11 protein-coding genes are annotated in these 14,492 nt (G+C 74.7%); 7 read left to right on the top strand and 4 right to left on the bottom strand.

Going from position 1 to position 14,492, the window contains the following annotated elements; all coding sequences use genetic code 11:
• Nucleotides 1-79 precede the first annotated feature (79 nt).
• The 3 genes from ABTZ91_RS18780 to ABTZ91_RS18770 all read left to right on the top strand — a co-directional run bounded on the left by ABTZ91_RS18780 (nucleotide 80) and on the right by ABTZ91_RS18770 (nucleotide 3,456).
• Nucleotides 80-1,120 carry an asparaginase gene (locus ABTZ91_RS18780; RefSeq protein WP_352078278.1) on the top strand — a complete coding sequence of 347 codons (1,041 nt, stop codon included), beginning with the start codon at nucleotides 80-82 and terminating at the stop codon, nucleotides 1,118-1,120.
• A gap of 161 nt (nucleotides 1,121-1,281) precedes the next feature.
• Entirely contained in the window at nucleotides 1,282-2,757 is a 1,476-nt protein-coding gene (locus ABTZ91_RS18775; RefSeq protein ID WP_352078277.1) for an aspartate ammonia-lyase, read from the top strand.
• A gap of 72 nt (nucleotides 2,758-2,829) precedes the next feature.
• Nucleotides 2,830-3,456, top strand: coding sequence for a hypothetical protein (locus ABTZ91_RS18770; protein WP_352078276.1), 627 nt, complete (start codon nucleotides 2,830-2,832; stop codon nucleotides 3,454-3,456).
• 4 nt (nucleotides 3,457-3,460) lie between these two features.
• On the opposite strand, the gene ABTZ91_RS18765 is transcribed toward ABTZ91_RS18770, so the two are convergent.
• On the bottom strand, nucleotides 3,461-4,834 hold the full coding sequence (locus tag ABTZ91_RS18765) for a serine hydrolase domain-containing protein (protein ID WP_352078275.1): 1,374 nt from the start codon (nucleotides 4,832-4,834) through the stop codon (nucleotides 3,461-3,463).
• Between the two features lie 159 nt (nucleotides 4,835-4,993).
• Here ABTZ91_RS18765 and ABTZ91_RS18760 point away from each other — a divergent pair, with 159 nt between their 5' ends.
• Nucleotides 4,994-6,124: a CapA family protein gene (locus tag ABTZ91_RS18760; RefSeq protein ID WP_352078274.1), complete on the top strand. Its 1,131-nt coding sequence runs from the start codon at nucleotides 4,994-4,996 to the stop codon at nucleotides 6,122-6,124.
• Nucleotides 6,125-6,174: 50 nt separating this feature from the next.
• Nucleotides 6,175-7,470, top strand: a complete 1,296-nt coding sequence (locus tag ABTZ91_RS18755; RefSeq protein WP_352078273.1) for a phosphoribosyltransferase family protein — start codon at nucleotides 6,175-6,177, stop codon at nucleotides 7,468-7,470.
• 69 nt (nucleotides 7,471-7,539) lie between these two features.
• Here ABTZ91_RS18755 and ABTZ91_RS18750 read toward each other — a convergent pair whose 3' ends face one another.
• Both ABTZ91_RS18750 and ABTZ91_RS18745 read right to left on the bottom strand, forming a co-directional pair.
• Nucleotides 7,540-8,115, bottom strand: a complete 576-nt coding sequence (locus ABTZ91_RS18750) for a TetR family transcriptional regulator (protein WP_352078272.1) — start codon at nucleotides 8,113-8,115, stop codon at nucleotides 7,540-7,542.
• Nucleotides 8,116-8,189: 74 nt separating this feature from the next.
• Nucleotides 8,190-11,003 (bottom strand): SpoIIE family protein phosphatase, encoded by a 2,814-nt coding sequence (locus tag ABTZ91_RS18745; RefSeq protein WP_407077980.1) that lies wholly within the window; start codon nucleotides 11,001-11,003, stop codon nucleotides 8,190-8,192.
• A 253-nt stretch (nucleotides 11,004-11,256) separates the two neighbouring features.
• Here ABTZ91_RS18745 and ABTZ91_RS18740 point away from each other — a divergent pair, with 253 nt between their 5' ends.
• Nucleotides 11,257-12,327 carry an enoyl-CoA hydratase/isomerase family protein gene (locus ABTZ91_RS18740; protein WP_352078270.1) on the top strand — a complete coding sequence of 357 codons (1,071 nt, stop codon included), beginning with the start codon at nucleotides 11,257-11,259 and terminating at the stop codon, nucleotides 12,325-12,327.
• 201 nt (nucleotides 12,328-12,528) lie between these two features.
• Here the strand turns inward: ABTZ91_RS18740 and ABTZ91_RS18735 are convergent, their stop codons facing one another.
• Nucleotides 12,529-13,377: a VOC family protein gene (locus tag ABTZ91_RS18735; RefSeq protein ID WP_352078269.1), complete on the bottom strand. Its 849-nt coding sequence runs from the start codon at nucleotides 13,375-13,377 to the stop codon at nucleotides 12,529-12,531.
• A 127-nt stretch (nucleotides 13,378-13,504) separates the two neighbouring features.
• On the opposite strand from ABTZ91_RS18735, the gene ABTZ91_RS18730 reads away from it, so the two are divergent.
• Nucleotides 13,505-14,422: a glutaminase gene (locus tag ABTZ91_RS18730; protein ID WP_352078268.1), complete on the top strand. Its 918-nt coding sequence runs from the start codon at nucleotides 13,505-13,507 to the stop codon at nucleotides 14,420-14,422.
• Nucleotides 14,423-14,492: the final 70 nt, after the last annotated feature.

Genomic DNA, 14,492 nt, shown 5'->3' with positions numbered 1-14,492 from the left:
CAGGGTCATTTCGCAATCGCATTGCGTGACAGTTGGCCTATCGTTGCCGCGCACACCACCAGGGAAGGACAGCACGCTCATGAAGTGGACGCGCGACGCCCGGCCGCGCCGCATCGTGGTCATCAGCACCGGCGGCACCATCGCCAGCCGCTGGACCGGCAGCGGATACGCCGCCGACGCCTCGGGCGACGACGTCGTGGCCACGGCCGCGGTCCCCGACCACGTGGACGTCGAGGTCGTCGACCTCTTCAACGTCAACAGCTCCCGGATGACCACCGAGCGCCAGCTGCTGCTGCTGCGCACCGTCCACGAGACGCTCGAGGACCCCGGCGTCGACGGCATCGTCGTCACCCACGGCACCGACACCCTCGAGGAGTCGGCCTTCTTCCTGGACCTGCACCACTCCGACCCCCGCCCGGTCGTCCTCACCGGCGCCCAGCGCCCCTTCGGCACGGGCGACGGCGACGGCCCCGGCAACCTCTACGACGCGCTCCAGGTCGCCGCCACCGTCCACGGCCTCGGCGTCCTCGTCGTCTTCGACGGCCTCGTCCACGCCGCCCGCGGCACCGTCAAGACCAAGACCCTCGCCTCCGACCCGTTCGCCGACCCCTCCGGCGAGCGCGTCGGCCGCCTCGGCTTCGGACAGGTCGACATCGAGCGCGAGCCCGAGCGCCCCGCGCCGCTGCCGCTGCCCGCCGAGGGCCGCCCGCTGCCCCGCGTCGACATCGTCACCCACCACTCCGACGCCGACCCGGTCCTCTTCGAGGCGGCCGTCGCCGCCGGGGCCCGCGGCATCGTCCTCGTCGGCACCGGCGCCGGCAACGCCACCCCGGAGATCGCCGAGGCCGTCGCCCGCGCCGTCGACCGGGGCGTCCACGTCGTCCTGTCCACCCGCGTCGCCTCCGGCCCCGTCGCCGAGGTCTACACGGGCGGCGGCGCCGTCGACCTGGCCGCCGCCGGCGCGGTCCTCGCCGGCACCCTGCGCCCCGGCCAGGCCCGGATAGCCCTGCTCGCCGCGCTCCTCGCCGAGGTGCCCTCGCCCGAGCGCCGCACCGCCCTGCTCCGCACCCTCCTCGAAGGCCCGGTCCGCGCCGAGCCCGCCCTCGCCGTCGCGCACTGAACCCGCTCTCGGGCGCGGGCCCGGCCTCGCGCACGGCCCGGCCTCGCCGTGGCGCGCCGAGCCCGCTCTCGCGCACCGAGCCACCGGGGCCACGGCGCGGTCGTGGCCCCGGTCCGTACCCCTGCCGCCACCCTCCTCCCCACGCGTAAGGCACCGTCACCGTGATCCCCGCACCACAGCACACCGCCCCCGACTCGGCCGCCTCCGAGACGTCCGGCCCCACCGGCCGGGCCGTCCGGCGCGAGCACGACCTGCTCGGCGACCGGGAGGTCCCGGCGCACGCGTACTGGGGCATCCACACCCTGCGCGCCACGGAGAACTTCGCCATCACCGGCACGCCCATCTCCGTCTACCCGCAGCTGATCGACGCGCTCGCCGCCGTCAAGGAGGCCGCCGCCCTCGCCAACGAGGAGCTCGGTCTGCTGCCCGCCGACAAGACGGCGGCCATCGTCGCCGCGTGCCGCGAGATCCGTGGCGGCGCGCTGCACGGCGAGTTCGTCGTGGACGTCGTCCAGGGCGGCGCCGGCACCTCCACCAACATGAACGCCAACGAGGTCGTCGCCAACCGGGCCCTGGAACTCCTCGGACACGCCAAGGGCGACTACCACCTCCTGCACCCCAACGAGGACGTCAACCTCGGCCAGTCCACCAACGACGTCTACCCGACCGCCATCCGGATCGCCGCCATCGGCGCGGCCCGCGACCTGCTGCGCGCGATGGCGGTCCTCCAGGACGCCTTCGCCGAGAAGGCCGTCGAGTTCGGCGGCGTCGTCAAGATGGGCCGCACCCAGCTCCAGGACGCCGTGCCCATGACGCTGGGCCAGGAGTTCTCCACGTACGCCGTGATGCTGGAGGAGGACCGCGGACGCCTGGCCGAGGCGATCGAGCTGATCCACGAGATCAACCTCGGCGCCACCGCGATCGGCACCGGTCTCAACGCCGCCCCCGGCTACGCCGAGACCGCCCGCAGGCACCTCGCCGGCATCACCGGACTGCCCCTGGTGACCTCCGCCAACCTGATCGAGGCCACCCAGGACTGCGGCGCCTTCGTGCAGCTCTCCGGCGTCCTCAAGCGGATCGCCGTGAAGCTCTCCAAGACCTGCAACGACCTGCGGCTGCTCTCCTCCGGCCCGCGCGCGGGATTCGGCGAGATCAACCTGCCGCCCGTTCAGGCCGGTTCGAGCATCATGCCCGGCAAGGTCAACCCGGTCATCCCCGAGGTCGTCAACCAGGTCGCCTTCGAGGTGATCGGCAACGACATGACCATCACCATGGCGGCGGAGGGCGGCCAGCTCCAGCTCAACGCCTTCGAGCCGGTCATCTTCCACGCCCTGTCGAAGAGCCTGACCTCCCTCAGGGCGGCCTGCCACACCCTCGCCGAGCGCTGTGTCACCGGCATCACCGCCAACACCGAGTCCCTGCGCCGAAGCGTCGAGAACTCCATCGGACTGGCCACCGCGCTCAACCCGCACCTCGGCTACACCGCCGCGACCGCCATCGCCCAGGAGGCCCTGGCCACCGGCCGCTCGGTCGCCGAGCTCACCCTGGAGAAGGGCCTGCTCCCGCCCGAGCGGCTCGCCGAGCTCCTGACGCCCGAGCACCTCACGGGGACGGCGGGCGGGGTGCTGACGATCTGAGGCTCAAGGCAGCGGGCGACAAAGCCGACATATCTACCGATACAGGTATGAATAAGTCGTGGAGTCGCCCGCATGCCGAACCCCGCCGTCACCCCCGCCGCCGCGCCCACCACCCCCGACGAGCTCGACCGGGAAGCCGCCGCCCTGCTCGACACCGCGGCCTGGCAGGAGATCGTGGCCCGCTGGTCCGACGCCCCGCCGGTACGGGAGGAGGCGGCCGACTGGCGGCGGCTGCTGTCCGTCCCGGTGGAACGGCTCGTCGCCGACGCCCTCGCCGGCCTCGACGCCCGGCCCGCGCCCGAGCCCGCCGAGCGCCCGCTGCCCGGACGCCTCGGCGCGATCCTGCCCGACCGGCTGCACGCCTGGCGCCGCATCGGCAGCCCCGACGTCAGCCCCTCGGTCCACCTCGCCCACGCCCGGCGGGTCCTGACCACCTGGGGCTGGCAGAACACGCCGTACAAGCTCCGCGACCGGCGCGGCGCACGCTGCGTCTGCGGCGCGATGCTCGCCGCCCACCGGCTCGGCTACGGCAGCGCGGCCACCATGAACGAGGCCGGGGCGTGGATGCTCGAAGAGCTCCGCTCCCGCGGCTGGACCGAGCTCATCGGCCCCTGGAACCGCGCCCCGGGCCGCACCGCGGCGGACGCGCTCGCCCTGGTGGACGCCACCATCCGCCGCGCGGCCCGGGCGGGCCGTTAGGGCCCTACCGCGGGAAGCCCGGCAGCCGGTCCACCAGCGGCGGCAGGTCGGCGGCGGCCGTCGGTGCCGCCGAGCGCAGGCCACCCGTGGCCGCTGCCGGGGCGCCGCCGGCGAGGGCGCCGTCCACGAACGCGTACAGCGCCGGAGTGATCGGATCCGGCAGCGGACGGCCCTGCTCGTCGAAGCGCTGGTACTTCATCAGGTTCCACGCCACGGACACCTGCCGGCGGCCGTCCTCGGTGGCGAGCGACCAGGTGCCCGCGCCGAACACCGCGCCGTCATGGCCCCAGTACCAGCCGCCGCTCGGCATCCTCAGCGTGTACAGGCCGAGCCCGTAGCGCATCGCGGCCTCCTCGCCGGGCGCCGTCTCGTAGGCGGGGACCGTCGTCTTCATCGCGCGCAGCGCGGCGGGGCCGAGCAGCCGGCCGCCCAGCAGCTTGCGGTAGAAGACGTTGAGGTCGTTCGTCGTCGACACCAGCGCACCGGCGGTGCCCGCCCACGACATGTCGTACGTGCTGTAGTCGCCCGGCGGGTCGATGAGGCCGTAGAACGACTCGTACATCCCCGCGTGCGGACCCTCGATCCGCGCCGAGGACGGGAAGTACGTGTGGCGCAGACCCGCCCGGCGTATGACGTGACGGGTGATGTACGCCTCCGGGTCCTGGCCCGTCACCCGCTCCAGCACCAGCCCGGCGAGGATGTAGTTGGTGTTGGAGTAGGAGTGCTTCCCCCGCTCCTGGACCGGCGGCGCCGCGAGGCCCAGGCGGGCGAGCTCCTCCGGTTCCAGGTGCCGCAGCCGGTGCTCGTCCAGCTCCTTGCCCGGGTCCCGCACCAGTCCGGGGAAGGCCGGCAGGATGTAGTCCGCGATGCCGCTCGTGTGGTTGAGCAGCATCCGGACCGTCACCTTCTCGCCGCGCTCGCCGGTGACGAGGTCCGGGAGATAGCGGCCGACGGGCGCGTCCAGGTCGATCCGGCCGCGTTCCGCCTGCTGGAGGACCGCCACGGCCGTGAACGTCTTGGTGATGCTGCCGACCCGGTGCTCGAAGTCCGGTGCCATGGGCCGCCCTGCGGCCGGATCGGCGAGGCCCGTGGCACCCCGCCACTGCGCCGAGCCGTCCCGGACCGCGGCGAACGACCCGTACATGCCGGCGGCGCGGAAGGCGTCGAGGGACGCGCGCAGCGCCTCGCGGTCCAGGGCGGGCCGGTGGCGCTCCGCCACCGCGCTCACCGGCGCCGCCCCCGTGGCGTCGGCGGCCTGGGCCGGGAGCACGCCCAGGGACAGGGCGAGGAGGGCGGCCGAGACCACGGCCGTCGTCCGGGCCGGGCGGACCCTTAAGCGAGTGGAGTGCGAGGAGCGCGTCGAGCGCGTGGAGTGCATGAGGAGGTTCCCCCTTGTGGTCGTCTCGTCGGTCCTCCGCGCGCGGTGTGAGCGCGCGCGGAGGGACCATCCTGTCCGCCGTGACCCGCGCCCCGCGTCCCTCCCCGGGACGATCATGATCATCGGAACGCATGACGTCCGGAGGGCTAGCCTGGGTGTATGGGCGGCGACGGTCTGACCGGACTGTTCCTCTGCGGCGACGTGATGCTCGGCCGCGGAATCGACCAGATCCTTCCCCATCCCCTCGACCCGGCGCTGCCCGAGCGGTACGTGCGCGACGCGCGTGACTACGTGGCCCTCGCCGAGGCCCGTTCCGGACCGGTGCCCCGCACGGCCGGTCCCTACTACCCGTGGGGCGAGGCCCTCGCCCTGATCGACGCCGCACGGCCCGACGCCCGGGTGGTCAACCTGGAGACGGCGGTCACCCGGCACGACCGCCCCGCCCCCGGCAAGGCCGTCCACTACCGCATGGATCCCGCCAACCTCCCCGCGCTGACCGCCGTACGGCCCGATGTGGTCGTCCTCGCCAACAACCACGTCCTCGACCACGGCCGGCGCGGACTCGACGACACCCTCGACGCCCTCGCCGGCGCCGGGCTGCGCACCGCGGGCGCGGGCCGGAACGCCGAGGAGGCCCGGCGGCCCGCGGCCGTACCGCTGCCCGGCGGACGCCGGCTCCTCGTCCACGCGCTCGGCCTGGCCTCCAGCGGAGTGCCCCGGGACTGGGCCGCCACCGCCCGGCGCGGCGGCGTCCACTTCGCGGCCGAACCGGCCGACGAGGCCGCCGGCCGCATCTGCGCCCGGCTGCGCGCCGGGCGCAGGCCCGGCGACCTCGTGGTCGTGTCGGTCCACTGGGGGCCCAACTGGGGTTACGCCCCCGCCCGCGCCGAGGTCTCCTTCGCCCACGCCCTCGTCGACGCGGGCGCCGACATCGTGCACGGCCACTCCTCGCACCACCCGCGGCCCCTGGAGGCGTACCGGGGCAGGCTCGTCCTGCACGGCTGCGGCGACCTCGTCAACGACTACGAGGGGATCGGCGGACAGGAGCACTACCGCGACGACCTGCGGCTCCTCCACCTCGTCACCGTCCGCGACGAGGACGGCGCCCTGGCCGAGGTACGGCTCGTGCCGCTGCGCAGCCGCCGACTGCGGCTCGAACGGGCCCCGGAGCGGGACGTGCGGTGGCTCCACGACGTGCTCGGCCGGATCAGCCGTCCCTACGGCATGCGGATCTCCACCGCACCCGAAGCGGACCTGGGCGGACCGGCCCTGACGGCCCGGCCCGGATGACCCCCGTCCCGGGCGGTCCGACGGGCGCATGGGCAGGAAGGCGCGCAGACATGTACTTCACCGACCGCACCGACGCCGGCCGGCAGCTCGCCGAGCGGCTCACCGACCTCAGGGGCCGGGACGTGGTCGTCCTCGGACTGCCCCGCGGGGGAGTGCCGGTGGCCGCCGAGGTCGCCGACGCGCTCGGGGCGCCCCTGGACATCTGCCTGGTACGGAAACTGGGCGTGCCGTTCCAGCCCGAGCTCGCCATGGGCGCGATCGGCGAGGACGGCGTCCGCGTCCTCAACGACGAGGTGATCGCCCGGACCGGCGTGTCCGACCGGGACCTCGCCGAGGCCGAGCGGCGGGAACGGGCCGTCCTGGAGGAACGGGCCCGCCGCTACCGGGGCGAGCGCGAACCGGACGACATCACCGGTCGCACGGTCGTCGTGGTCGACGACGGCTTCGCCACCGGCGCCACCGCGCTCGCCGCCTGCCAGGTGGTACGGGCCCGGGGTGCCGACCGGATCGCGCTCGCCGTGCCGGTCGCGCCCCGCGGCTGGACCACCCGGGTCGCGGGCGCGGCGGACGAGACGTACTGCGTCCGCGAACCCGTCACCTTCTACGCCATCGGCCAGTTCTACCAGGACTTCTCGCAGACCCCGGACGAGGAGGTCGTGGCCCGGCTCAGGGCGCGGCGCGGCGGGGCCGCGGCCGGAATCCGGGGCGGCGAGGACACCGAGGTCCGCATCCCGCTCGGCGCCACGGAGGCGGGCGGACATCTCACCGTGCCCGGGAAGGCCGGCGGCGTCGTGCTCTTCGCGCACGGCAGCGGCAGCAGCCGGCACAGCCCGCGCAACACGGCGGTCGCCGCCGCCCTGCACCGCGCCGGGCTCGGCACGCTCCTCTTCGACCTGCTCACCGAGGACGAGGCCGCGGACCGGAGCAACGTCTTCGACACCCCGCTGCTCGCCGCGCGCCTGCGGCAGGCCACCGACTGGCTCGCCGCCCGTCCCGGCGCGGGCGGACTGCCGACCGGCTACTTCGGGGCCAGTACGGGCGCCGCCGCGGCGCTGTGGGCCGCCGCCGAGCCCGGCAGCACCGTCGCCGCCGTGGTATCCCGCGGCGGCCGCCCCGACCTCGCCGACGAGCGCCTGCCCGACGTCACCGCGCCGACCCTCCTGATCGTCGGCGGCGCCGACCCCCTGGTCCTCGACCTCAACCGCCGGGCCGAGCGCCGGCTGCGCTGCGAGCACCGGCTCGTCACCGTCCCCGGCGCCGGCCACCTCTTCGAGGAGCCGGGCGCCCTCGAACGGGTGGGCGAACTCGCCGCCGACTGGTTCGCCGACCGGCTGCGAGACACCTAGCCGGGGAAGGACGATCCGGTGGACCAGCTGGGGAATCCGGTGGACCAGCTCGAGAATCCGGTGGACCGGCTAGGGAAAGACGATCCGGTCGACCGCCGCGCCGATCAGGGCGTCCCGCTCCTCCTCGGAGAAGACCTCCGGCAGCGTCAGCTGCTCCACGATCAGCCAGTTGAGGGTCAGCATCAGCAGTCTGACCGCCGTCGCGTCGCCGGGCAGACCGGTCGACTCGTGGTAGGTCACGTTCTGCTCGACGTCCGCGCGCACCCGCTCGGTCAGGACGGCGCGCAGCTCCGGGCGCCGGGTGGCCTCCAGGCGCAGTTCGAGCAGGGCCAGATAGCCGGTGCGGAAGGAACTGACCCGGCCGACGAGGTCCCGCATCAGGCGCGTGTACGTCTCGCGGTCCGCGCTCGCCGTCCGATGGGCGTCCAGCGTCTCCTCGTCGGGCTGCAGCCGCTCGTAGACACGGGCGCCCGCCTGGGTGAGCAGGTCGTCCCGGTTGGCGAAGTAGTTCGAGGCGGTGCCGGGCGGCACGGCCGCCTCGGTGTCCACGGCCCGGAACGTCAGGCCCCGGGCTCCCTCCCGGGCCAGCACCTCGATCGCGGCGTCGACCAGCGCCGCCCTGCGCTCCGGGTTCCTGCGCGCCACCCTCATCACTCCCGTCACCCGGCACCACACGTACTCCGGGGAGAGTACTACGGGTGGAGTGGCCGGAGTGGACGTCACCAGGCCAGGTCCTCCAGGGCGTCCGGATCGAGCAGCGGGACCGCCGGGTCCGCGCCCGGACCGTCCGGGGAGACCGGCAGCTCGGCCCAGATGGTCTTGCCCCGGCGCGCGTACCGGGTGCCCCAGCGCTGGGCGAACTGGGCCACCAGGAACAGGCCCCGGCCGCCCTCGTCGGTGTCCGCCGCGTGCCGCAGATGGGGGGAGGTGCTGCTGCCGTCCGACACCTCGCAGATCAGCACCCGGTCGTACACCAGCCGCACCCTGACCGGCGGCCGCCCGTACCGGATCGCGTTGGTGATCAGCTCGCTCAACACCAGCTCCGCCGTGAACCCCGCACCCTCCAGACCCCACTCGGCGAGCCGCGCCGCCGCCGCGTTGCGCACCGGCGCCACGGCGGACGGATCCGACGGCACGTCCCACTCCGCGATCCGGTCCTGCGGGATCCGGCGGGCCCGCGCCACGAGCAGCGCGATGTCGTCGGACGGCACCGGGAACAGCAGCGCGGCGAGCACGTCCGCGCAGATCTGCTCCGGCGTCCGGTCGGGCCGCGCCAGGGTCTTGCGCAGCAGCGCGAGCCCGGTGTCGAAGTCCCGGTGGCGGTCCTCCAGAAGACCGTCGGTGAACAGCACCAGGGTGCTGTCCGGCTCCAGTTTCAGCCGCGCCGACGCGAACGGCCGGTCGCCGAGACCGAGGCCGAGGGGCAGTCCGGCAGGCAGCGCGGGGAACTCCACGCTCCCGTCCGGCCGCACCAGCGCGGGCCCCGGATGGCCCGCGCTCGCCATCGTGCAGACACCGGAGGTCGGGTCGTAGATCGCGTACAGACAGGTCGCGCCCGCGGTGCCCTCCGCACCGCCGTCGCCGTCCCCGTCACCCCCGCCGTCGTTCTCGCTCCCCGGCTCGTTCTCCTCCCCGAGCCGGTCGATCAGCTCGTCCAGATGGGTGAGGAGCTCCTCCGGCGGCAGGTCGAGCGTGGAGAAGTTCGCCACCGCCGTCCGCAGCCGCCCCATCGTCGCCGCCGCGTGCAGCCCGTGCCCCACCACGTCCCCGACCACGAGCGCCACCCGCGCCCCTGGCAGCGGGATGACGTCGAACCAGTCACCGCCCACCCCCGCCTTCGCCGGCAGATACCGGTAGGCGACCCGCATCGCGTTCTGCTCCGGCAGCACCCGCGGCAGCAGACTGCGTTGCAGCGCCACCGCCATCGAGTGCTCCCGGGTGAACCGCCGCGCGTTGTCGATCGCCAGCGCCGCCCGCGCCGCCAGCTCCTCCGCGAACGACAAGTCCTCCTCCCCGAACGGCTCCGGGGTGTCGCGGCCGCGCCAGAAATTCGCCATGCCGAGCACCACCCCGCGGGCGAGCAGCGGCACCGTGAGCAGCGAGTGCAGCCCGTACGCCAGCGCCTGCGCCGCGCCCTCCGGGTCCTGGGCCCGCCAGCCCTGCGCGGAGGCCAGGTCCGCCTGGAGCACGGCCCGTCCCTCGTCGAGGGCCGACGCCATGGGCGTGGTCGGCACCACGAACCGGATCAGGTCGCCCACCGGCTGCAGCGGCGTCTCCTGGCGCACCCCGCTCAGCGCCGTGCGCCGCATCTCCGTGTACGCGCCGGACGGCTCCTCGCCGCGCATCACCGGGTCGAGCAGTTCCACGGTCACGAAGTCGGCGAACCGCGGCACCGCCACCTCCGACAGTTCCTCCGCCGTCCGCACCACGTCCAGCGTCGTGCCGATCCGCGTGCCCGCCTCGTACAGCAGCCGCAACCGGCCCCGCGCCACCTCGGCCCGGCCGGTCAGCGCCGCCAGCTCCGTCGTGTCGCGCACGGTCATGACGCAGCCGCCCGCGCGGTCCCCGGTCGGCCGTACGTTCACGGCCAGCAGCCGGTCACCGGCGAGGTGCACCTCGTCCGTCGCCGCCCGCCCGGACAGCAGCAGCGCGGCCGTACGGGGTTCCAGGCCGAGCTCCCGGACGTGGCGCCGCTCGGCGTCCGCCGGCAGCTTCAGGAGCCGGCGCGCCTCGTCGTTGGCGAGCAGCAGCGTCCCGTCGCCGCCGACGATGACGACCCCCTCCTTCACCGAGTGCAGGACCGCCTCGTGGTGCTCCTTGAGGCGGGTCATCTCCGCCGGGCCGAGGCCGTGGGTCTGCCGCCGCAGCCGATGGCTCACCAGGCCCGCGCCGCCCACGGCGAGGGCCAGGCCGCCCGCCGCGGCGCCGAGCAGCAGCGGCAGCCGGCCCTCGACGGCGTTGCCGACGGTCTCCACCTCGATGCCGCTGCTGACCATGCCGACGACCGTCCCGTTCTCGTCCCGGACCGGGACGACCGCCCGCACCGCGTCGGTCGGGGCGCCGTGGTAGATCTCCGTGAAGGACTCCCCGGCCGCCGCCCTGGCGATGTCACCGTGCGCGCGCTGGCCGATGAGGGAGGGGTCGGAGTCGGTGTAGCGCGCGCCGTTCGGGGCGAGAACGGCGATGAAGTCCACCCCGGAGCCGATCCGGGCCGCCTCCGCGCGGGGCTGGAGCACCGCGGTCGGGTCGTCGGAGCGCAGCGCCTCCACCAGCCCGGGCGCGTGGGCGAAGGCCTCCGCGACGGCCAGCGAGCGGTTGCGTGCGTCGCGTTCGCTGTCGTAGCGGCCCTGCAGGACGAGCGCCAGCGCCGCCGCGGCCACGATCAGCAGCGCGATGATCGCCTGCAAAGCGAAGACCTGGCCCGCGACGCTCCGCAACCCGCTGGCCCGCCCCGGGGAACCCGGGGCGGACCGCTCCGCGCCTGGCGTCACGCTGCGCTCCTTCCCGCCCTGCTCGCCGGGGCTTCCTTCCATGCTGCCCCCGGTGTGACCGACAGGGAAAACGGGAGACCGCCACGGAGAGCGACGGGGCGGGGGATCCGAGCCGTCAGTCGGCTCGGGCGCGGTGTGCGAACGTGGTGCGCGGGCGCCCCGCCATCCGGGTGTTCCCGCCGGTAGGGCGGCAGCGGGCCGGGAGCCCCTGGGCGAGCGCCGTCCGGGCGGCTACGGTGGACGGAAGATCGTTTCGGTACCCCGGAACGGCGCGCCGGAATCCGGAAGGACGCACATGTCGGCACCCACCGGCCCCCAGGAGCCCGAGGTCCTCGTCCACACCGAGGGCCGCGCGGGCTTCCTCACCCTGAACCGGCCCCGCGCCATCAACGCCCTCACCCACGCGATGGTGCGCCGGATCGACGACGCCCTGACGGAGTGGGAGCACGACCCGGCGGTGACGACCGTGGTCCTGCGCGGCGCGGGCGAGCGGGGACTGTGCGCGGGCGGCGACATCCGGGCCATCCACGACGACGCCCGCGCCGGCGGCGGCACCGCGACCGTCGCCTTCTGGCGCGACGAGTACCGGCTCAACGCCCGCATCGCCCGCTGTCCCAAGCCGTACGTGGCCTTCATGGACGGGATCGTCATGGGCGGCGGCGTCGGCGTCTCCGGACACGGCTCCGTCCGGATCGTCACCGAACGCTCCCGGATCGCCATGCCCGAGACCGGCATCGGCTTCGTCCCCGACGTCGGCGGCACGTACCTGCTGAGCCGCGCCCCGGGCGAACTCGGCACCCACCTCGCCCTCACCGGCGCCCAGGCAGGCGCCGCCGACGCCCTCCTCACCGGCCTCGCTGACCACTTCGTGCCCTCCCAGACCCTGCCGGCCCTCGCCGACGACCTCGTCCGGCTGCCCGCCGACGAGGCGGTCGCCCGCCACGCCCGCCCGGCGCCGCCCGGCGATCTGGCCGACCGCCGCGGCTGGATCGACGCCTGCTACGCCGCCGGCACCGTCGAGGAGATCGTCGAGCGCCTCACCGACTCGGGCGTCCCCGAGGCCAAGGAGACGGCGACCGTCCTGCTCACCCGCTCGCCCACGGCCCTGAAGGCCACCCTGGCCGCGCTGCGCCGCGCCCGGGCCCTGGACTCGCTCGAAGCGACCCTGAACATGGAGTTCCGGCTCTCCTGCGCGGCCCTCTCCTCACCGGACCTGGTCGAGGGCATCCGCGCCCAGGTCGTGGACAAGGACCGCGACCCGCGCTGGTCCCCGCCGACCCTCGCCGGGGTGACGGAGCGGGCCACGGAGCGCTGGTTCGCCCCCCAGCCCACGGGAGAGCTGGGCCTCGCGGCACCGGAGCGGTGAGGGAGGCGGACGGGAGGAACGGAGACACTCCGGGCCGGTTCGCGTGCGGGCACCCGGCCGGAACAGGCCCGCAGGCCCTCAGGCAGGCCCTTAGGCTTTCGGGCTCCCGGGCTCTCGGGCCCTCAGGCTTCCGGGCCCTCAGGCTTCCGGGCCCTCAGGCTTCCGGGCCCTCAGGCCCTCAGGTCCTCCGGCTCTCGGCCCTCAGGCCCGCTCGTCCGCCGCCTCGTCCAACGTGAACAGGCCGCCCTGCGGATCGCGCACCGACGCACGCCGGCCCGCCGGGACCGGCCAGCCGTGGTCCGCCTCGGGGACCAGCGAACCTCCGTGCTCGAGCACCGCGGCGGTCGCGCGTTCCAGGTCCGGGACGCGGAAGTGGACCAGCCAGCGCGGGCGCAGTTGCGGCTGCGGGGACGCCGCCTCCACCGGGCCGCTGTTCAGCCGGGCGATCGCCTCGCCCTGGCGGTACAGCACCACCTGGTCGTCCTCGTAGGCCACCTCGAACCGCTCCACACCCCCGTTCAGCCAGTCCAGGACGCCTCCGTAGAAGACGGCCGCGTCGAAGGCGTTGCGCGTGTGCAGTTCCAGCCAGGCGGGGGCGTGGTGCTCACCGAGCCGCCAGCGGGAGGAGACCCGGCCCTCCCACACGCCGAACGCCGCGCCTTCCGGGTCGGTGGCCAGGGCCGCCCGGCCACGCGGAGGGAAGGCCACCGGGCCCACGCCGACCGTGCCGCTGCGCTCGCGGATGCGCGCCACCGCCTCGTCCGCGTCGGCCACGGCGAAGTACGGCGTCCAGGCGACCGGCATGGACATCCGGACGGCCAGCTCGCCGATGCCGCCCACCGGCACCCCGTCCCGTTCGCCCACCGAGAAGCCGTGCCCCAGCGAACCGTGCCGGAAGGTCCAGCCGAGCACGGCCCCGTAGAACTCCTCCGCCGCGCCGAGGTCGCGCGCCGCCAGACTCAGCCAGCAGGGCGCGCCCGGCTCATCCGCGGTCAGCGGCACCCGGCTCACCTCACTCCCGTTCTCGTACATCAGGTATGTCTCGTGCATCCCCTAAGTCCCCTGTGTCCCGGTTACCCCGTACGTCTCCTTCCAGCCACCCTCGCCCCGTCGCCCTGCCGACGCCACTCAGGGGGTGCCCCCACGGTCCGCGCACCGGCCAGCGCAAGATGGGTGCATGCTGTTGACCTTCGAACCCGTCCTCGACCGCATCGCCGAGGAGATCGCCGGCCTCACCGCGCGCGGCCGGTCCGCCGACTACATCCCGGCGCTCGCCTCCGCCGACCCGGCCCGATTCGGGATGGCCGTCGCCGAGCTGGACGGGACCGTGTACGGCGTGGGGGACTGGCAGCACCCCTTCTCCACCCAGTCCGTCACCAAGGTCTTCACGCTCGCCCTCGCCCTGGCCCGCAAGGGCGAGGCGCTGTGGGAGCACGTCGGCCGCGAGCCGTCCGGCAACCCGTTCAACTCCCTCGTCCAGCTGGAGTACGAGAACGGCATCCCGCGCAATCCGTTCATCAACGCCGGCGCCCTCGTCGTCACCGACCAGCTGCACCGGATGACCGGCGACGCCTCCGGCGTCCTGCTGGACTTCCTGCGGGCCGAGAGCGGCAACCAGGACCTCGACTTCGACCGGGACGTCGCCGCCTCCGAGACCGCCCACGGGGACCGCAACGCCGCGCTCGCCCACTTCATGGCGAGCTACGACAACATCGCCAACCCGGTGCCGACCCTGCTGCGCGAGTACTTCCGGCAGTGCTCCATCGAGGCGTCCTGCGCCGACCTCGCCCTCGCCACCGGCTTCCTCGCCCGGCACGGCGTCCGCTCCGACGGCTCCCGGCTGCTCACCCGCAGCCAGGCCAAGCAGGTCAACGCGGTGATGATGACCTGCGGCACGTACGACGCCGCCGGCGACTTCGCCTACCGGGTCGGACTGCCCGGCAAGAGCGGAGTCGGCGGCGGCATCATCGCCGTGGTCCCGGGCCGCTGCACGCTCTGCGTGTGGAGCCCCGGCCTGGACGAGCGCGGCAACTCGGTCGCGGGCGTCGCCGCCCTCGACCGGTTCACCACCATCACGGGCCTCTCGGTCTTCTGACGACCGCCGGACGGAGGAACCCCGGAGCCCGTGAACCCCGGCGCCCCGGGGTGCCCCGGCGCGCCCCGGC

Source organism: Streptomyces sp. NPDC126499 (genome assembly GCF_040302485.1).
Taxonomy (GTDB): domain Bacteria; phylum Actinomycetota; class Actinomycetes; order Streptomycetales; family Streptomycetaceae; genus Streptomyces.
The sequence above is the reverse complement of the archived record's forward strand: the minus strand, read 5'-3'. Positions and strand labels throughout refer to the sequence as shown.